This window comes from Streptomyces sp. bgisy027 (assembly GCF_057710365.1).
Window position 1 is genome coordinate 26418 of the sequence record NZ_JBYIVZ010000076.1, and the last position, 17027, is coordinate 43444.

The following is a 17027-nucleotide window of genomic DNA, read 5'->3' on the forward strand; positions in this document are numbered from 1 at the left end:
GGAAGCCGAGGTGGCAACCGGGTCGGGTCGAACACAGTGCCGGATCGTGGCCGGACGTCGTGTCGGGCCGGAGCCGGCCGCCCGTCCGAGGGCGGGGAGCGCGCGGAGGGCTGACATGAGCGAGCGCAAGACCACGCCCAAGGCCGGGACAGGCGCCGGGACCGCGCCGCGGGCCGCCGCTCCCGAGGTGTCGGCACGTGCCGCCGCCCTGCCTCGGGAGGCTCTGGAGATCGCCGCCGGATACGCCTTCACCGGGCCCGCCCTGCACCTGGGCGCCCTGCTCTGGGAGGGCGGCTGCCTGCCGGACGCGCAGATCCGGGTGCCGTTGCCCATGCTCAACCGGCACGGCCTGGTCGCGGGCGCGACCGGCACCGGCAAGACCAAGACGCTCCAGCTGATCGCCGAGCAGCTGTCGGCGCAGGGTGTGCCGGTGTTCCTGGCGGACGTGAAGGGCGACCTCTCCGGGGTCGCGGCGCCGGGCCGGCCGGGCGACAAGGTCGGCGCGCGGGCCGCCGAGGTCCAGCAGCGGTGGTCGGCGAAGGGATGTCCTGCCGAGTTCTACGCCCTGGGCGGCGTCGGCCACGGCATCCCCGTGCGCGCCACGATCACCAGCTTCGGTCCGGTGCTGCTCTCCAAGGTTCTGCGGCTGAACCCGACCCAGGAGCAGTCCCTCGGGCTGATCTTCCACTACGCCGACACCAAGGGCCTGGAGCTGGTCGACCTCAAGGACCTCAGGGCCGTCGTCGCCTTCCTGACCTCGGACGAGGGCAAGGGCGAACTGAAGGGCATCGGCGGGCTGTCGCCCGCCACCGCCGGGGTGATCCTGCGCTCCCTCACCGCCTTCGAGGCGCAGGGCATGGCCGACTTCTTCGGTGAGCCGGAGTTCGACACGGGCGAGCTGCTGCGGACCGCGGCGGACGGGCGGGGCGTGGTGTCGGTGCTCGAACTGGCCGCCGTGCAGGACAGGCCGCAGCTGTTCTCGACGTTCCTGATGTGGCTGCTGGCCGACCTCTTCCACGATCTGCCCGAGGTCGGGGACGCCGAGCGGCCGAAGCTGGTGTTCTTCTTCGACGAGGCGCATCTGCTGTTCGACGACGCGTCCGAGGCGTTCCTGGACGCGATCACGCAGACCGTGCGGCTGGTGCGCTCGAAAGGGGTCGGCGTCTTCTTCGTGACACAGACGCCGAAGGACGTGCCCGCCGACGTGCTCGGCCAGCTCGGCAACCGGATCCAGCACGCGCTGCGCGCCTTCACACCGGACGATCAGAAGGCGCTGAAGGCCGCGGTGAAGACGTTCCCCAACTCGGCGTACGACCTGGAGGAACTCCTGACCGGTCTCGGCACCGGCGAGGCCGTGGTGACGGTCCTGAGCGAGAAGGGCGCCCCGACGCCGGTCGCCGCGACCCGGCTGCGGGCCCCGGAGTCGCTGATGGGGCCGCTCGACGCCGGCGAGCTGGAGCGGGCCGTGACGTCGTCCGCGCTGTACGGGCGGTATGCACAGGCTGTGGACAGGGAGTCGGCGTACGAGCGGCTCCGGGCCTCGCGCGGGGGCAAGGGGCCCGACGAGATCCGCGGCGGGAAGGGGCCCGACGAGATCCGTGGGGGCAAGGGCCCGGACGAGATCCGCGAGGCGGTCGCCGGGGGCGGTGAGCCCAGGGCCCGGCAGCAGAAGGAACAGCCCTCCGTCGTCGAGCAGGTTGTCGGGAGCGGCATGTTCAAGTCCCTGGCCCGGTCGATCGGTACGCAGATCGGACGCGAGATCACCCGATCGGTCTTCGGCACGGCCCGCCGCGGGCGGCGGTAGATCCGGGTGGGTTTGGTGGGGTGGGGCGTGGAGGGGGCCTGAGCGGGTTTGGGGGGTGGGGCAGGGGGGTTGGTCTGGGCGGGCTTGATGGGGTGGGCTGCGAGGTTGGTCCGGTCGGGTTTGGTGGGGTGGGCTGCGGGGTTGGTCTGGGCGGGCCCGGTGGGGTGGGTCGCGGGCGGTTGGTCCGGGCGGGCTTGATGGGGTGAGGCGTGGGGGGTTGGTGCGGGCGGGCCCGGTGGGGTGGGTCGGGGGCGGTTGGTCCGGGCGGGCCCGGTGCGGCGTGCTGGAGGCGGTAAGGCCGGGCGGTCTCGGGTTCGGCGGGGAGCGGACTGGTGGATCCCGCCGGTTCGAGTGCGGCGCGGCGGAGGCGGTGACCCGGAGAAGTCCGCCTCCGCCGCGGCCGCGTCAGCCGCGCTCCCGGTCCTTCTGGGGTAGCTGCGGCTTGTCCTTCTTCGCCTGCGGTTTCGGCGCGTTGCGTGCGGCCTCGGCGCGCAGCAGGGCGCGCAGGACCGCGTAGTGGTCGGTGGGCATGACTGTGCTCCTTGCGTCGTACTGAGTGACCTCGTCGCGAGGTCTGTCAGCAGCGCAGGACCACGGTGCGCACGATGTGCGGTACGTACGGCGGCCGGGACGGCGCGCAGCGCCGGGTGCCCGCCGGGGTGCCGGTGGCCGGCTCCGGCGGCGGGCCCGGTCGCTGCCATACGAAGATGCGCCGCTCGGCGCGGGCCACGGGCCGCAGGGCCGTGTCGAGGACGTCCTGCTCGGCGATCTCGGCCGTGGCCACCGGGGGCAGGGCGTGCGCCTGCGCGTGGGCGCCCGGTACCAGGAGCGCGAGCAGCAGCACGAGAACCCGCAGCCAGGTGAGGCGGCTGCGCGAGCGGCATCGTGCGGTACTCACGGAAGGTCATCTCCCCGGATGCCGTACGGCGTTCATCCCGTTCGGCGGGAGAACCGCCCGCACGGCGTACGGGGCAGGGGTGGGTGTCACTGTGCGTGTCACAGTTCGCGCGGCACCTGGCGGGCCGTCTTCCGCAGCCGCAGCGCGGTGACCAGCTCGACCAGGCCGACCGCCACCAGCCAGCAGCCGCCGAGCACCATCAGCACGGTGATGGACTCGACCGGCGAGACGATCAGCACGATGCCGGCGAGGAAGGTGACGACGCCGAGGAGGATCTGCCAGCCGCGGGCCGGTACGGAGCTGTCGGACGCGGCGGCCAGGCACTGGGTGAGGCCGCGGAAGAGCCAGCCGATCCCGATCCACAGCGCCAGCAGCAGGATCGACTGCATCGCGCCGCGGAAGCAGAACAGGCCGAGGAGGACCGACACGGTGCCGCTGACGAAGGCCAGCACGCGCAGCGAGGTCGTGCGGTGGGTGCCGAAGGCGGCGACCAGTTGGAAGACGCCGCTGATCAGGAGGTAGAGGCCGAAGAGGACACCGGCGACCCGCAGCGAGGCGTCCGGCCACACCAGGACGAAGACGCCCAGGACCAGGGAGGCGACGCCGGTGACCAGGACGACCTGCCAGGCGGCGCGGGACAGGGCGTGCAGCGGACCCTCGAAGGGCGGCTCGGGCTCGTGTGGGGTCGCGGGGCCCGGGGGGCCGGCCGGATGGCCGGAGTGGACCCGGCGGTCGTCGTAGTCCCGGCCCCAAGGGGAGCCGCTCGGCGCCTCGGTCATGCTCCATGCTGCGAACGACACACCATGGCCCGCCATTCGGGACGGGCCAGTTGGCTGATGTGGGTGTCTGCCTGTGCTGGGGCGGTGTCGGGCGGGGGTGGGGCCGTGCTGTTCGGGGCGGGCGGGTCGGTTGACGTCGGCGCACGCCTGGGGGATGCCGTCGGGGGCGGGGCCGCGGTGTTCGGGACGGGCCAGTTGGCTGATGCGGGTGTCTGCCTGTGCTGGGGCGGTGTCGGGCGGGGGTGGGGCCGTGCTGTTCGGGGCGGGCCGGTCGGTTGACGTCGGCGCACGCCTGGGGGACGCCGTCGGGGACCGGGCCGCTGTGCCCGCCGGCAGGGGCTCGGCCGGTCGGCTGACGCCCGCCCCCGTCCCCGCACCCGTCCCCGCAGGGACGCTACTGGCGGGACGCCTTCGCTGCCTTGGCCGCAGCCTTCATCTCCTGCTTGTGCGCGCGCACCTTGGTCAGTGACTCGGGACCGGTGATGTCGGCGACGGAGCGGAAGGACTCCGCCTCGCCGTAGGCGCCCGCGGCCTCCTGCCAGCCCGTCGGGTGCACGCCCAGCTGCTTGCCCAGCAGCGCCAGGAAGATCTGGGCCTTCTGCCTGCCGAACCCGGGCAGGTCCTCCAGCCGGCGCAGCAGCTCGCGCCCGTCGTCGACGCCCTTCCAGACGAGCTCGGCGTCGCCGTCGTAGCGCTCGACGAGGTACTGGCACAGCTGCTGGATCCGCTTGGCCATGGAGCCCGGGTAGCGGTGCACGGCCGGCTTCTCGGACAGCAGGGCCACGAAGGCGTCCGGGTCCTGGGCGGCGATGTCGTGCGCGTCCAGGTCGTCCGCGCCCAGCCGGTCCGCGATCGTGCGGGGCCCCTTGAACGCCCACTCCATCGGAACCTGCTGGTCCAGCAGCATGCCGACGAGCGCGGCGAGCGCGCTGCGGCCGAGGAGTTCGTCGGCCTCGGGGTCCTGGGCGAGATGCAGGGTGACGTCCATGCCCCCGATGATGCCGCGCGCGCCGCCCGGACGCGCGCGGGGGGAGGCCGGTCCGGCACGGGCGCATCAAGGGGTGTACGCCCGTGCCGGGATCAGGGACGCCAGTACCCCAGTGCGTTCACCCGCTGCTTGGGCAGGCCGAGCTCCTTGCGGACGTAGGAGGTGAGGGCACGGGTGGTCGCCGTGTCGCAGGCGATCCAGACGTACGGGTCCGGTGTGTCGGCGAGCAGGCCGGGCAGGTTCTCCTTCACCTGCGCGACCAGGTGGGCCCCGGCCTCGCGCCGCGGCAGGGTCCGTACGTCGTGGCGGGACTCCTCGGCGCGGAAGGGCAGGCCGTCGCGCTCGCCCTCGAACCACACCGTGGCCGGGGCCGCGTCCAGGGCGTCGAGCAGGGAGTTGAGGGCCGGCAGGGAGGCCGTGTCGGCGACGGCGAAGACATGGGAGGGAGCCGGTTCGGGTGGGGTGAAACCGGTGCCGTGGACGGTCGCCTCGATGGTGTCGCCGGGCTTCGCCGTACGCGCCCAGTCGCTGGCGACCCCTTCGTGCAGGGCGAACTCCAGGCTGAAGGTGCCGGCCCCGGGATCCGGGTCGACGAGGGTGTAGGCGCGCTGATGGGGCTTGCCCGCGTTGTCGAACCACAGCCGGACCCACATGGTGGGGTGGACGCCGGTGGCCGCCAGCATGCCGCCGTCCGTGAGGTGGACGCGGCGGTAGTGCTCGGTGACGTCCTCGGCGCCCGTCACCGTGAACACGAAGTCCTTCGCGCGCAGCAGCTTCAGGACCGCGCCCTCCCAGCCGTGCCCCTGCCCCATGGCTTCTTCACCCTTCAAGTACCATTCCCGCACCAATAACTTAGGGAAGCCTAACCTAAAGCAAAGGAGGGGCACAGGTGACCGGCGAGATCTTCCGCGATGCCTGGGGCATTCCGCATCTCCGGGCCGACGGGGCGAATGAACTCGCCCGGGTGCAGGGCCGTGTCACCGCCCTCGACCGGGCCTGGCAGCTGGAGGTCGAACGGCACCGGGCACGGGGCACCTCCGCCTCCTTCCTCGGTGCCGAGGCCCTGCCCTGGGACCGGTTCGTCAGACGGGCCCGCCTCGACGACACGGCGAGACGCTGTTTCGCCGAACTGGAGAGACGGGACCCGGAGACGGCGCGGTGGGTGCGGGCGTACGTCGACGGCGTCAACGAGGGAATGGAAGAAGGCGCCCGCCGCACTCCCGAGTTCGCCAAGACCGGCCTGGCTCCCGGGCGTTGGGAGCCCTGGACCCCGCTCGGCGTCTGGCTCGGCATCCACATCCTGTTCGCGGGCTTCCCGGCCAAGCTCTGGCGCGAGCAGGTGCTGCGGCACCTCGGCGCCGACGCGGTCGGGCTGTTCGCCGCCGACGGGCCGCGCACCTCGGGCAGCAACGGCTGGCTGGTGAGCGGCGAGCGGACCGTCACCGGGCACGCGATCATCGCCGGTGACCCGCACCGCTTCATCGAGGACCCCGGCGTCTACCAGCAGATCCATCTCTCCTGCCCCGAGTTCGACGTCATCGGCCTCGCCGTCCCCGGCATCCCCGGCATCGCCCACTTCGGCCACACCGGCACGGTCGCCTGGGCCATCACCAACGCCATGGCGGACTACCAGGACCTGTACCGGGAGCGGCTGCGGCGCACCGGGGCGGGCATCGAGGCGCTGGACCCGGACGGGGTGTGGCGCCGGGCCGTGCGGCACACGGAGGTCGTGGAGGTCGCGGGGGAGGACCCGGTCGAGGTCGAGGTGATCGAGACGGCCCGGGGGCCGGTGGTGATCGGAGGGCCGGAGGGGCTGCCCGACGGCTCGCAGGAGGACTTGCGCGACGGTTTGCCGGACGGCTTGCGGGAAGGTTTCCCCGGCGAGTTCTCCGACGACGCCCCGCCCCTCGCCATGGCCCTGCGCCATCCGCCCCGCGTCACCGGCGACCTCGGCTTCGGCGCACTGCTCCCCTTGCTGCGCGCCCGCCGCGTCGCCGACGTCGACCGGGCCGTCGACCTGTGGGTGGAGCCCGTCAACGTCGTCCAGGCCGCCGACACCGAGGGCGGGCTGCTGCACCGCGTCGCCGGGAAGGTGCCGGTGCGCTCCGCGGCCAACGGCATCCGGCCGGTGCCGGCCTGGGAGCCCGGCCATGAATGGGACGGGTGGCACGAGACGCCGCGCGGCGGGCTCACCGACGGCGTCGCCGCGATGGCCAACCAGCGCGGGGTGGCCGCACCGCTGGGTGTGGAGTTCGCCGCACCCCATCGCGCCGACCGCATCACGGCCCTGCTGGGGGAGAAGGAGCGCTGGTCGGCCGCCGACATGCCGGCCATCCACATGGACACCCGGCTGGCCTCGGCGGAACCGCTGCTGGACCTGGTGCGCGCCCTCGACGCCCTCGGCCCCGAGGCGGAGCGGATCCGCCGGACCCTGCTGGACTGGGACCGCCGTATGGACGCGGACAGCGAGGGCGCGGCCCTGTACGCGGCGGTGCGCGGTGCCGTCGTACGGCGGCTCGCCGCGCACCCGGCGTTCGCCGCGCTGGCCGCCCCGCCCGCCTACCCCGAGGTCCTGCTGCCCTGGCTGGCCCTCCTCCCGCGCGTCGGCTTCGCCCTCGAACACCTGCTGCGCGCCGAGGAGTTGTACGGCATCGATCGCGCCGGGGCCGTGCGGGAAGCCGTCGAGGAGGTGGCCGCCGGGCCGCCCTCCGGTGGCTGGGGCGACACCCACCGCCTGGCCCCCTGGCGGGCGCTGACCGACACGTCGTACGACGAACCCCGTCTCTCCGGCGACCACGACTGCGTGCTGTGCACCTCCGCCGTGCCCGGCCTCACCGACCTGGCCGCGCGCGGGCCCGCCGCCCGCTACGTCTGGGACCTGGCCGACCGCGAGGCCGGCAGCTGGCTGGTGCCGCTCGGCGCCTGGGGCATCCCCGGCTCGCCCCACCACCGCGACCAGCTCCCGCTGTGGGTACGGGGAGACCTGGTCCCCGTCGTCACCGATTTCACCGAGTTCGAGAAGGAAGCCGATGTCTGAGCCGTCCACGACGATCCCCGAGGCCGCCGCCCGACCCGTCCACGAGCAGACCGTCGCCGGCTTCGGCAGTGTCCGGATCCGCCCCCTCGACCCGCACGCCGACGCCGCGGCCGTCCACGGCTGGACCGGCGCGGAGCGCGCCTCCTTCTGGGGCATGAACGGCCTGACCAGGGACCAGGTGTCCGAGATCTACGCCCACATGGCCGGCCTCGACACGCACCACGCCTTCCTGATCCTGTGCGACGACGTCCCGGTCGCGCTCCTGCAGACCTACGAGCCGGAGGCGGACCGGGTCGGCGAGTGCTACGAGGTCCTCCCCGGGGACATCGGCGTCCACCTGCTGCTCGCCCCCGCCGGTCCCGAGGGGGCGCGGCCCGGCTGGACCTCCGTACTGCTGGGCGTGGTCGCGGCGTACGTCTTCGGCACCCTGGGCCGCCGGCGCGTCGTCGTCGACCCGGACGTCCGCAACGAGAAGGCCGTCGCCCGGTTCCTCAAGCAGGGCTTCGAGGCCGGGCCCGTGGTCGTGCTGCCGGAGGTCGACATCCCGGACGTGTACATCCCGGCGAAGGAAGCCCAACTCGCCTTCCTCACCCGGGAGGTAGCGTTCGGGGCGTGACCCCGGAAGAACTCGTCGCGCACTACAGCCTGGAGCCGATCCCGCGTGAGGGCGGGCTGTTCCGGCGGACCTGGGCGGGCCCCGAGCTGTCCGACGGACGGCCGCAGGGCACCGCGATCGTCGTCCTGCTCACCACGGACGACTACTCCGCCCTGCACCGCCTGCCGTCGGACGAGGTGTGGCACTTCTACCTGGGCGATCCCCTGGAGATGCTGCTCCTCGCTCCCGACGGCACGTCCCGCACCGCCGTGCTCGGCCCCGGCATACAGCGCGGCGAGCACATCCAGCTCACGGTCCCGGCGGGCACCTGGATGGGGGCGCGGGTGGCGGCCGGTGGTTCGTGGACCTTCTTCGGCTGCACGATGGCCCCCGGTTTCACCTACGAGGGCTACGAGCACGGCGACCTGGCGGACCTGACGGCGCGCTATCCCGCCGAAGCGGACCGGATCGCGGGACTGTGCCGCCCATGAGCGGACTCCTCGAAGGACAGGTGGCGCTGGTCACGGGCGCGGGTGGCGGTATCGGGCGGGGGATCGCGGCGCGGTTCGCCGAGGAGGGGGCGGGGGTCGTCCTGCACTGCCGTACGGCGGTGGAGGCGGCGGGGGAGATGGCGTCCCGGATCCGGGAATCGGGCGGCCGGGCTGTCGTCCTGCGGGCCGATCTGACGGACGAGGACGCGTGCCGACGGGTGGTGCGGGAGGCTGTGGACTGGGGCGGCGGGCGACTGACGGCGCTGGTCAACAACGCGGGGGTGCAGCTGACGGGTGAACTGCCCGGGATGGCGCTGGCGGAGTGGCAGGCGGTCGTGGACACCAACCTGTCGAGCGTGTTCGCGTGTACGCAGGCGGCGGTGGAGGTCATGCGGGAGCAGGGCGGGGGCGGCTCGGTGACCCACATCGCCTCCATCGAGGCCAGCCGCCCGGAGCCGCTGCACGCGCACTACGCCGCGGCGAAGGCGGCGGTGGTGATGCATGCCCGTGCGGCGGCGTTGGAGTACGGCCCCTTCGGCATCCGCGTGAACTCCGTCTCGCCTGGTCTGGTCCACCGGGAGGGACTGGAAGAGGCGTGGCCGGAGGGGGTGCGGAGGTGGCAGGCGGCGGCGCCGGCCGGGCGGCTGGGGCGGCCGGAGGACGTGGGGGACGCGTGCGTGTTCCTGGCGTCGGGACTGGCGTCGTGGGTGACGGGGCACGAGCTGGTGGTGGATGGCGGGGTGTCGGCGCGGCCGGGGTGGTGACCGGAGCCGGGTTTCTGAGAGATCGCCGAGAGGAGATCTTCCCGGGGGTCATCGGAGGGGACACGACTGGTCGGGCATCGACCGGTTCGGGGAGCACGTCACAACGGCCAGCGACAGGTACCCGGGGCGTTCGAGGTAGAAGCCGTACGACGCGTCGGCTCCCGTGGCGAGTCGTACGGCGGCGGAGTCGGCCAGTCGGCGCAGACGACTGGTGTCACGGTCATGCTCGTACGCGAATCGATGCGCGTGCTCCGTCAGCCGTTCCCCGAGCCAGGCCGCCGCTTCCTTCGCCTCGTCCCACGTGCCGCGAACGAGCGAGCGCGGCTTGACGAGCCAGTACGCCGTCTCCAGGGGTGGCAGATTCGCGGTTGAGAACTCTGCTGCCACTTCGCGATAGCGGTGGAGCAGGCGTTCTGCTGTGGGGTCGTTGGGGGCGGGCGGGGGCGGGGGCTCCGGATGCGGAGGTCGTCGTAGGGCCTCGTTGTCGAAGCGCTCTTTGGGGCCGACCCATAGATAGCCGTGGTAGTGCACCTGTCGTTCCCGTTCGAGCAGTGCCAGCCGGGCCGGATACAGGGGTGGGGGATGCATCCGGCCCGACTGGTGGAGGGGGATGGTCAGACGTTCAGACCGAAGCGCGCAGGGTCGACGCCGGCCGCGTCCAGCTCCGCGGTGGTGAAGCGGAGCGGCTGTGCGTCGGGCCGCTTGCTGTCGCCGAGGGCCCAGGCGTCTTGGCCGATCCGGGCAAGGGTCACGCACCCCTCGGTACAGGGGCCGCCGCATGCCTTCACGAACGAAGCCCCATCGACGTCGAGCGCGTACAGATCACTTCCGTTCAGCATCACTGCACCTTCCTGCTCAGCTGATCGCGGCCATGGCTGACCGCCGCCGCCCAGGGCGGGCGGGAGTTCATGGGAATGAGGCACGCCTCAGTGGCTGGAGCGTGTGTCGGCGAAGGGGCCTGAGCCCGGGGCCTCGCTTACGATGTGTGGGCCGCAGCGTGGTGCCTGCGCAGCTCCACGTTCACGTCGGACACGGCGCTGTAGTCACCGTTGGAGCGGGCGTTCTGTCTGGCAACCACCAGTGGCAGACACGCGGCACAGCCGGGTGCGGCGGAGGGCTCGGCGGGTGGCTCGGTGAGGCCGTGATCCCGCGGCTCCAGTGTCTCCATGCGCTGCCTCCACGGCCGATCGGCTTCCGGTACAGCGAAGGTACGGAGACGGCGAGTTGTCTCTCCACGAACTTGCACAGGCTTGCGCGGCGATCACCCGAGGGCGTCGATGGCGGCGGTGATGAGTGACCTGGCCCGCGTGCCGTGGACGGCGATCGCGGACAGTTCGGTGAATGCCTTGGCATACTCCGCGATCTCGCCGGGTTGGGTGACGGTCAGGTGCGCGGAGACAAGTTCCACATTCACCTGTGCATCGTCGTACATGGTGAACGACTCGACGGGCCATCCAGCACCGCGTGGTGTCCCGAGAGGGATGACGCCCAGGCTGACGGCGGGGAGTGAGGCGACGGAGATCAGGTGGCCGAGAGCTCCGGCCATGGTGTTGTGGTCGCCTATGACGGTGCGCAGTACCCATTCCTCGACGAGCATGGCGAACCGGTGGTCGCCGGTGTGCAGGATGCGCTGACGCTCCATGCGGACAGCCACGGCGGCGTCGATGTCGTCGGGGACGTCGCGGAGGTGAGCCACGGTACTCAGAACGGCGCGGGTGTAGGCGGGGGTCTGCAGCAGACCGGGCAGCACCCAGGACTGATAGACGCGGAATCGGCGCGTGCGCTCGAAGAGTGGTGCCACTGACTGTTGGACGCGCCGAAGCCCCGCCCGCTCCATACGCCGCCACTGGACGTAGGCGCCCTCTATGCCACGTGCCGTGGCGATCAGATCGGCGGTCTGGTCCTGGACCCCGCATAGGGTCGTGTACGTCCGGAGGTCCGCGTCGGACGGTGACGTGTGCCCGTTCTCAAGTCGCGAGCACTTCGACTCGTGCCAGTCGGCACGCCTGGCCAGCTCTCGCGCCGTAAGGCCGGCATCCGCGCGGATCTCGCGAAGACGCCGGCCGAGGGCCTGCCGTGCCTGCTGGACACTGGATGAAGTCACACTCGGGATTGTGGATCAGGTGAGCCGGTAGTCCTCGTGCGGCACTGCCAGGGCCCAGACGGCCTCGAAGGCATCGGCACACAGCTTCACAACGCTGGGATCGTCGGTGAACTCCTCATCGTCCGGAGCAAGTTCGCCATCACCGGCGAAGTGGTTGAAGACGACCGAGCTGTCGTCGAAGAGCCAGAAGTCGTTGCCGGGCAGCGCCAGCGCGGATGCCTGACGGCGCGGCAACCAGCGCACATGCTCGCCCGCCTCCACGTTGGGGCCGGTCAGGTGGTACTCGAACCGGATGTAGTCCGATACGGGCTCCGATACGATCCGGGCCCGGCGTACCGCGACCCCCTGGGCCACGAGGTCGGCAACGAGCCGTAGCCATGGCCGACGCGCCGGATCACTCTCCGCGGGATCATTGCGGACGCCGTTCTGCCAGGCGCCGAATCGGGGGTCCGAGCGCATGTACTCGTCGCGCATCTCCAGATGGACGGCGGAGCGGGTGCAGCGCCGCAACCGGTCCTCAAGAGTCGGCACGGCCACCTTCTTTCACCTCCGGGAAGAACTGCACCATGCGCTTCGGGATCTCGATCACGTCCTCGTGGCCCGGAAGATCCAGCTGCGAACGCCGGGCCTCGTCGTCCACCCTCCAGCCTTGCACCAGGTACGTGTCCTTCTCGTCGTCGAGATAGACGGTGGGCGACTTGCCTTCCGGGCTCTCGGGATCCTGGCCGAGTTTGATCAGAGCCATCGCTTCCTCCGCCGTTGTTGGGGGTCTGTGCTCGATCTTGTGGCCAACGACAAGCAGACGACAGGAACTTGCGAGAACTTGCGGGCGAACTACTATTTCGCGGCAATCGCGGGTGTGTGGAAGCTCGCCCACGCGGCGGGCCGGATGCTGAGGTGCGGGCCGGTCGGGCTCTTGGAGTCGCGTATGTGGATCGTGGTGGGGGTGCCGGCTATTTCGACGCAGTTGGAGGCGTCGGGGCTGTAGCTGGACTTCTTCCAGTGAAGTTCGGACACGGTTACCTCAGTCGGTATGGGCGATGCGGTGGATCAGGTCACGGGACTCTGTGGGTTTGAGGGCGTTCGCCTCCATGCGGTCGAGAACGAGATGGTGACCAACAGCTACCTGCACACAAACGGGCCCGCGTCCCTGCGCCTTACCGCCCTCGCCGGCGGACGGCTGCGCGTCGGGGTCTGGGACAGCGACCCCCGCATTCCGGCCCCCTTCGGCCGGCCGCCCCGTGACCGTGTCCCGATCGCCCCGGTACATGCCGACCGGGGACGCGGACTCAGGCTCGTGGCGGAGTACGCCGACTCCTGGGGCGGAGTCTCCCTCGGTGGCGGCACCCTCGACCGCCGGGCCGGGAAGCTGCTGTGGTTCGAGACGGGCGGGTGAGGGCGGGGCCCGCCCGATACCCAGCCGTCATCCCCTCCCCCTTGAGCCCGAGCGACTCCACGTGCGTACATACCCCCGAGGCCTCAAGTCCGACTACGGAGATGTGACACAAGTGGGGTGCGATGACCGACGACGAGCCCGCCGCCGGCTCACCGAGCGGCGACGACTTCAAAGGCTGGTGCTGCTGGGCACCCTGCTGGTCCTGCTCGTCCTCAACGGCACAGGTCCCGCGTCCGCGCACGCGGCTCTCCGCGCCACCGACCCCGAGGACGGAAGCGTCCTCAAGTCGGCCCCGCGTGACATCACCCTGACGTTCACGGAGTCCGTCGGCCTCCTGGAGGACTCCTTCCGCGTCCTGGACCCGGACGGCCGCCGCCTGCGCACGGGAGAGCCCGAGCACGCGCGGGGCGGCGCCGAAACGGCCCGTGTGACGCTCCCCGCGAAGCTGGCCGAGGGCACGTACACCGTCGCCTGGCGGGTGGTGTCGGCGGACAGCCACCCCGTCTCCGGCGCGTTCACCTTCTCCGTCGGCAAGCCGTCCCTCACCACGGCCACCGTCGGCACCGGCCCCACCGAGGACCCGGCGACCAAGAGCCTCTACAACATCGCCCGCTACCTGGCCTACCTCGCCGTGGCCCTGCTCATCGGCACGGCGACGTTCATGGCGGTCTGCCGCCCGCCGGAGGCTCCCGTCCTGCACCGGCTGCTGAAGGCCGGCTGGTGGACCCTGCTGGGCGCCACCCTCGCCCTGCTGGCGCTGCGTGCCCCGTACGAGACGGGCGAGGGCCCGCTGGGCGCCCTGAGCACGGACGCCGTCACCCGCACGCTGACCGGCCGGCCGGGCGAGGTACTGCTGGCCCGGCTCGCGCTCCTCGCGGTGGCCGCCGTCTATCTCCTACGGCTGACCCGGCGCGGCAAGCCGTACGGCTGGACCGGCGCCGCCCTCGCCGTAGGGCTCGCCGTCACCTGGGCCGCCGGCGAGCACGCCTCCGCGGGCATCCAGGTGCCGGTGGCGATGACGTCCACGGCGCTGCACCTGCTGGCCACGGCGGTCTGGATGGGGGGCCTGGCGGCGCTGCTCCTCACCCTGTACCGCGCCCGCCCGACTCCGGCCTCCGTGACCCGCTTCTCCCGCCTCGCCTTCGCCTCCGTGATCGTCCTGGTCGTCACCGGCGTCTACCAGTCCTGGCGCGGACTCGGCTCCTGGGACGCGCTCACCGGCACGACGTACGGCAGGCTCCTGACGCTGAAGCTGGCCGCGGTCGTCCTGCTCCTCGGCGCGGCGGCCGTGTCCCGCCGCTGGACGGCACGGATGGCGACGGCCGGCGCGGCGGCGGAGCCGATCGCAGGTGAGAAGGTCTCCGAGGCGGTCGTACGCGAGAAGGTCTCGGAGGCGGTCGGACTTGAGAAGGTCTCGGAGGCGGTCGTACGCGAGAAGGTCTCCGAGGCGGTCGGACTTGAGAAGGTCCCCGAGGCGGTCGTACGCGAGAAGGTCCCCGAGGCGGTCGTACGCGAGAAGGTCCCCGAGACGGTCGTACGCGAGAAGGTCCCCGAGACGGTAGGAGGCCCTTCGCTGCCGGAGCCGCCGGCTTCTCCGGAGCCCGGCGAGGCTCCCCAGTCGTCCACCCCCTCCACCCCGCCGCCCGCCTCTCCGGAGCCCGGCGAGGCTCCGCAGTCGTCCACCCCCTCCACCCCCTCCAACCCCTCCAACCCCTCCACCCCGCCGCCCGCCCCGGCGGATCCGGAGTCCTTCACCCCGCCGGACGGCGAGACCGCGCAGCGTCGCGCCCTGCGCCGCTCCGTGCTCGCCGAAGTCGCCGTCGGCGCGGCCGTCCTGGCCGTCACCACGCTCGTCACCAGCACGCTGCCCGGCCGCGCGCAGGCCGAGGCGGCGGCCGCGCCGCCCGCCGTGGTCGGTGCCTCCGTCACCGACGTCCCCTTCGATGTGGGCACGCCCGGCGGTCGCGGCAAGGTACAGGTCACCATCGACCCGGGCCGGGTCGGCGACAACTCCATCGAGGCCCTCGTCTACGGGCCGGACGGTGGTGTGGCCGTCGTCCCCGAGCTGCGGATCTCCTTCACGCTGCCGGCCAAGGACATCGGCCCGATCAACGCCGAAGTCACCGACAAGGGCGGTTACTGGGCCAACAGCTTCCTCAACCTCCCCCTCGCCGGGAAGTGGCAGATGAAGGTCACCGTCCGGACGTCGGAGGTCGACCAGGTGAGCGTGACCCGGCCCGTGCTGGTGCGCTAGGACGCGCTAGGACCTCTCCGGTCCGGCGGTCCGGCGGTCCGGCGGTCCGGCGGTCCGCGCACAGCCCGCTTGTGCCCGGCCGCGCCGTGAACGTTCCCGGATTCGATCACCGCAACCCCGAGCGCAGGGTTCGAGATCTCAGTCACGTTTCCGAAACGTCGATCGTCATCTCTTGACGCATGACCAGACATACGGCTGTTATTGCGCCACCGTGTTCGGTCAAGTTGATTTCTGATCGATTGCGACGGACTTCAACACGTCCACCCTCACGATCGAACCCTGCCATCAGGAGCCGTAGATGCAGCACTTCTCCCCCTCCGGTCTCTCACTGCCCTCACCGAGTCGCCGCACCATGCTGCGCGGCATAGGCGGCGCCGCCGTTCTCGGCGCGGGCATCCCGCTGCTGAGCGCCTGCGGCGGCAGCGGCACGGCGAGCGACCCGAAGACCGTCACCCTCGGCTCCAAGGCGTCCGACGCCGTGCCGAAGAAGGCGTTCGCGGACATCTACGCGGCCTACAAGAAGAAGTCCGGCATCACGGTCGACGTGAACACCAAGGACTCCAACACCTTCCAGGAGCAGATCAACTCCTACCTCCAGGGCACGCCGGACGACGTGTTCACCTGGTTCGCCGGCTACCGGATGCAGTTCTTCGCGGCCAAGGGACTGGCCACGCCGATCGACGACGTGTGGAAGACCATCGGGGGCAACTTCCCCGACGCGATGCACAAGCTCAGCAAGGGCGAGGACGGCAAGTACTACTTCGTGCCGCTGTACACGTACCCGTGGGCGGTCTTCTACCGGAAGAGCGTCTTCCGGGAGAACGGCTACGAAGTCCCCACCACCTGGGACGACTTCGTCGCGCTGTGCAAGCAGATGCAGAAGGACAAGCTGGTCCCGATCGCCTTCGGCGACAAGGACGCCTGGCCCGCGCTCGGCACCTTCGACCAGATCAACTTCCGCCAGAACGGCTACGACTTCCACGTCGAGCTGATGGCGGGCAAGGCCTCCTGGACCGACGCCAAGGTGCGCAAGGTCTTCGACCTGTGGACCGAGATCCTCCCGTACCACCAGGAGGGCGCCACAGGCCGCACCTGGCAGGACGCGGCCCAGACGCTGGCCTCCAAGAAGGCCGGCATGTATCTGCTCGGGACCTTCGTGGCCCAGCAGTTCACCGACAAGGCCGCCCTGGAGGATCTCGACTTCTTCGCCTTCCCCGAGATCGATCCGGCGTACGGGCAGGACACCGTCGAGGCGCCGACCGACGGCTTCATGATGAGCAAGAGCCCGAAGAACAAGTCCGAGGCCGTGAAGCTGCTGCAGTACTTGGGCACCACCGAGGCCGAGGACATCTACCTCAAGTCCGACCCCAGCGTGGTCCACGCCGCCACCGACGCCGACACCTCCTCGTACACCGCCCTGCAGAAGAAGGCGTACGACATGATCGCCGGCGCCAAGTCCCTGACCCAGTTCATGGACCGGGACTCCCGCCCCGACTTCACCTCCACGGTGATGCAGCCCGCGCTGCAGAAGTTCGTCCGTGACCCCAAGAGCGTCGACAGCCTGCTGTCCTCGATCGAGCGCCAGAAGAAGACGATCTTCGCGTCCGGCTGATCGACATGACCACACAGACCACCAAGGAGATCCCGGAGGCGGCCGCCGTGCCGCCTCCGGGCGCTGCCCCCGCGAAGAAGGTGTCCCAGGGACACCGCCGACTGCTGACCCGCCGCGACCGGCTCACCCTCGGTCTGATGGCGGGCCTGCCGACGATCCTGCACATCGCCCTCGTGTGGGTGACGGCCCTCGCCTCCGTGGCGCTGGCCTTCACCACCTGGGACGGCATCGGCTTCGACTCGATCAAGTGGGTCGGCCTGGAGAACTTCAGGGAACTGTTCTCCAACAACCCGCAGTTCTGGCCC

Annotated in this window: 20 protein-coding genes and 1 pseudogene; 9 read left to right on the plus strand and 12 right to left on the minus strand. The window is 71.4% G+C overall.

All coding sequences use genetic code 11. From position 1 onward, the window contains the following. Positions 1-115: 115 nt before the first annotated feature. Positions 116-1804: a helicase HerA-like domain-containing protein gene (locus AC3ETA_RS44250; protein ID WP_432198537.1), complete on the plus strand. Its 1689-nt coding sequence runs from the start codon at positions 116-118 to the stop codon at positions 1802-1804. A 405-nt stretch (positions 1805-2209) separates the two neighbouring features. On the opposite strand, the gene AC3ETA_RS44255 is transcribed toward AC3ETA_RS44250, so the two are convergent. The 5 genes from AC3ETA_RS44255 to AC3ETA_RS44275 form a co-directional block, all read right to left on the minus strand. Further along, positions 2210-2335, minus strand: coding sequence for a hypothetical protein (locus AC3ETA_RS44255; RefSeq protein ID WP_432198538.1), 126 nt, complete (start codon positions 2333-2335; stop codon positions 2210-2212). Positions 2336-2381: 46 nt separating this feature from the next. After that, positions 2382-2702 (minus strand): hypothetical protein, encoded by a 321-nt coding sequence (locus AC3ETA_RS44260; RefSeq protein ID WP_432198539.1) that lies wholly within the window; start codon positions 2700-2702, stop codon positions 2382-2384. A 98-nt stretch (positions 2703-2800) separates the two neighbouring features. Beyond that, complete coding sequence (locus AC3ETA_RS44265) at positions 2801-3481, minus strand: HdeD family acid-resistance protein (RefSeq protein WP_432198540.1); 681 nt, start codon at positions 3479-3481, stop codon at positions 2801-2803. A 394-nt stretch (positions 3482-3875) separates the two neighbouring features. After that, the gene (locus AC3ETA_RS44270; protein WP_432198541.1) at positions 3876-4469 is read right to left on the minus strand and encodes an HhH-GPD-type base excision DNA repair protein; all 594 of its coding nucleotides are present in this window, start codon (positions 4467-4469) and stop codon (positions 3876-3878) included. A 92-nt stretch (positions 4470-4561) separates the two neighbouring features. Continuing rightward, positions 4562-5281, minus strand: a complete 720-nt coding sequence (locus tag AC3ETA_RS44275) for a siderophore-interacting protein (protein WP_432198542.1) — start codon at positions 5279-5281, stop codon at positions 4562-4564. Positions 5282-5358: 77 nt separating this feature from the next. Here AC3ETA_RS44275 and AC3ETA_RS44280 point away from each other — a divergent pair, with 77 nt between their 5' ends. From AC3ETA_RS44280 to AC3ETA_RS44295, 4 genes are read left to right on the plus strand one after another with little or no spacing between them, the layout of a single operon-like run. Further along, positions 5359-7506, plus strand: a complete 2148-nt coding sequence (locus AC3ETA_RS44280; RefSeq protein ID WP_432198543.1) for a penicillin acylase family protein — start codon at positions 5359-5361, stop codon at positions 7504-7506. Next, positions 7499-8122: a GNAT family N-acetyltransferase gene (locus AC3ETA_RS44285; protein WP_432198544.1), complete on the plus strand. Its 624-nt coding sequence runs from the start codon at positions 7499-7501 to the stop codon at positions 8120-8122. Before AC3ETA_RS44280 ends, AC3ETA_RS44285 begins: the two co-directional genes overlap by 8 nt. Then, entirely contained in the window at positions 8119-8592 is a 474-nt protein-coding gene (locus tag AC3ETA_RS44290) for a cupin domain-containing protein (RefSeq protein ID WP_107905093.1), read from the plus strand. Before AC3ETA_RS44285 ends, AC3ETA_RS44290 begins: the two co-directional genes overlap by 4 nt. Continuing rightward, complete coding sequence (locus tag AC3ETA_RS44295; RefSeq protein WP_432198545.1) at positions 8589-9356, plus strand: SDR family NAD(P)-dependent oxidoreductase; 768 nt, start codon at positions 8589-8591, stop codon at positions 9354-9356. Before AC3ETA_RS44290 ends, AC3ETA_RS44295 begins: the two co-directional genes overlap by 4 nt. Positions 9357-9404: 48 nt before the next feature. Here AC3ETA_RS44295 and AC3ETA_RS44300 read toward each other — a convergent pair whose 3' ends face one another. The 7 genes from AC3ETA_RS44300 to AC3ETA_RS44330 all read right to left on the minus strand — a co-directional run bounded on the left by AC3ETA_RS44300 (position 9405) and on the right by AC3ETA_RS44330 (position 12477). Beyond that, positions 9405-9887 (minus strand): hypothetical protein, encoded by a 483-nt coding sequence (locus AC3ETA_RS44300; RefSeq protein WP_432198555.1) that lies wholly within the window; start codon positions 9885-9887, stop codon positions 9405-9407. Positions 9888-9970: 83 nt separating this feature from the next. After that, positions 9971-10195: a DUF397 domain-containing protein gene (locus AC3ETA_RS44305; protein WP_432198546.1), complete on the minus strand. Its 225-nt coding sequence runs from the start codon at positions 10193-10195 to the stop codon at positions 9971-9973. Positions 10196-10332: 137 nt separating this feature from the next. After that, positions 10333-10524: a hypothetical protein gene (locus tag AC3ETA_RS44310; protein ID WP_432198547.1), complete on the minus strand. Its 192-nt coding sequence runs from the start codon at positions 10522-10524 to the stop codon at positions 10333-10335. Positions 10525-10617: 93 nt separating this feature from the next. Next, positions 10618-11469, minus strand: coding sequence for a helix-turn-helix domain-containing protein (locus AC3ETA_RS44315; RefSeq protein WP_432198556.1), 852 nt, complete (start codon positions 11467-11469; stop codon positions 10618-10620). A 6-nt stretch (positions 11470-11475) separates the two neighbouring features. Continuing rightward, on the minus strand, positions 11476-11991 hold the full coding sequence (locus AC3ETA_RS44320; RefSeq protein WP_432198548.1) for a DUF6879 family protein: 516 nt from the start codon (positions 11989-11991) through the stop codon (positions 11476-11478). After that, positions 11978-12205, minus strand: a complete 228-nt coding sequence (locus AC3ETA_RS44325; RefSeq protein WP_432198549.1) for a hypothetical protein — start codon at positions 12203-12205, stop codon at positions 11978-11980. The genes AC3ETA_RS44320 and AC3ETA_RS44325 overlap by 14 nt, the downstream gene beginning before the upstream one ends. Positions 12206-12297: 92 nt before the next feature. Further along, on the minus strand, positions 12298-12477 hold the full coding sequence (locus tag AC3ETA_RS44330) for a DUF397 domain-containing protein (protein ID WP_432198550.1): 180 nt from the start codon (positions 12475-12477) through the stop codon (positions 12298-12300). A gap of 91 nt (positions 12478-12568) precedes the next feature. On the opposite strand from AC3ETA_RS44330, the gene AC3ETA_RS44335 reads away from it, so the two are divergent. The 4 genes and pseudogenes from AC3ETA_RS44335 to AC3ETA_RS44350 all read left to right on the plus strand — a co-directional run. Continuing rightward, positions 12569-12856, plus strand: a complete 288-nt coding sequence (locus tag AC3ETA_RS44335; RefSeq protein WP_432198551.1) for an ATP-binding protein — start codon at positions 12569-12571, stop codon at positions 12854-12856. Between the two features lie 178 nt (positions 12857-13034). Continuing rightward, positions 13035-15110 (plus strand): copper resistance CopC/CopD family protein, encoded by a 2076-nt coding sequence (locus AC3ETA_RS44340; RefSeq protein ID WP_432198557.1) that lies wholly within the window; start codon positions 13035-13037, stop codon positions 15108-15110. Positions 15111-15408: 298 nt separating this feature from the next. Further along, on the plus strand, positions 15409-16722 hold the full coding sequence (locus AC3ETA_RS44345; RefSeq protein WP_432198552.1) for an ABC transporter substrate-binding protein: 1314 nt from the start codon (positions 15409-15411) through the stop codon (positions 16720-16722). A 5-nt stretch (positions 16723-16727) separates the two neighbouring features. After that, positions 16728-17027, plus strand: a pseudogene (locus tag AC3ETA_RS44350) (sugar ABC transporter permease); the annotation flags it as partial.

What these genes read in the sequence shown, in the direction of transcription:
- AC3ETA_RS44250 (WP_432198537.1), top strand. Translation starts at nt 116, where the DNA reads ATGAGCGAGCGCAAGACCACGCCCAAGGCCGGGACAGGCGCCGGGACC.
- AC3ETA_RS44255 (WP_432198538.1), bottom strand. Translation starts at nt 2,335, where the DNA reads ATGCCCACCGACCACTACGCGGTCCTGCGCGCCCTGCTGCGCGCCGAG.
- AC3ETA_RS44265 (WP_432198540.1), bottom strand. Translation starts at nt 3,481, where the DNA reads ATGACCGAGGCGCCGAGCGGCTCCCCTTGGGGCCGGGACTACGACGAC.
- AC3ETA_RS44270 (WP_432198541.1), bottom strand. Translation starts at nt 4,469, where the DNA reads ATGGACGTCACCCTGCATCTCGCCCAGGACCCCGAGGCCGACGAACTC.
- AC3ETA_RS44275 (WP_432198542.1), bottom strand. Translation starts at nt 5,281, where the DNA reads ATGGGGCAGGGGCACGGCTGGGAGGGCGCGGTCCTGAAGCTGCTGCGC.
- AC3ETA_RS44285 (WP_432198544.1), top strand. Translation starts at nt 7,499, where the DNA reads ATGTCTGAGCCGTCCACGACGATCCCCGAGGCCGCCGCCCGACCCGTC.
- AC3ETA_RS44295 (WP_432198545.1), top strand. Translation starts at nt 8,589, where the DNA reads ATGAGCGGACTCCTCGAAGGACAGGTGGCGCTGGTCACGGGCGCGGGT.
- AC3ETA_RS44305 (WP_432198546.1), bottom strand. Translation starts at nt 10,195, where the DNA reads ATGCTGAACGGAAGTGATCTGTACGCGCTCGACGTCGATGGGGCTTCG.
- AC3ETA_RS44310 (WP_432198547.1), bottom strand. Translation starts at nt 10,524, where the DNA reads ATGGAGACACTGGAGCCGCGGGATCACGGCCTCACCGAGCCACCCGCC.
- AC3ETA_RS44325 (WP_432198549.1), bottom strand. Translation starts at nt 12,205, where the DNA reads ATGGCTCTGATCAAACTCGGCCAGGATCCCGAGAGCCCGGAAGGCAAG.
- AC3ETA_RS44335 (WP_432198551.1), top strand. Translation starts at nt 12,569, where the DNA reads ATGGTGACCAACAGCTACCTGCACACAAACGGGCCCGCGTCCCTGCGC.
- AC3ETA_RS44345 (WP_432198552.1), top strand. Translation starts at nt 15,409, where the DNA reads ATGCAGCACTTCTCCCCCTCCGGTCTCTCACTGCCCTCACCGAGTCGC.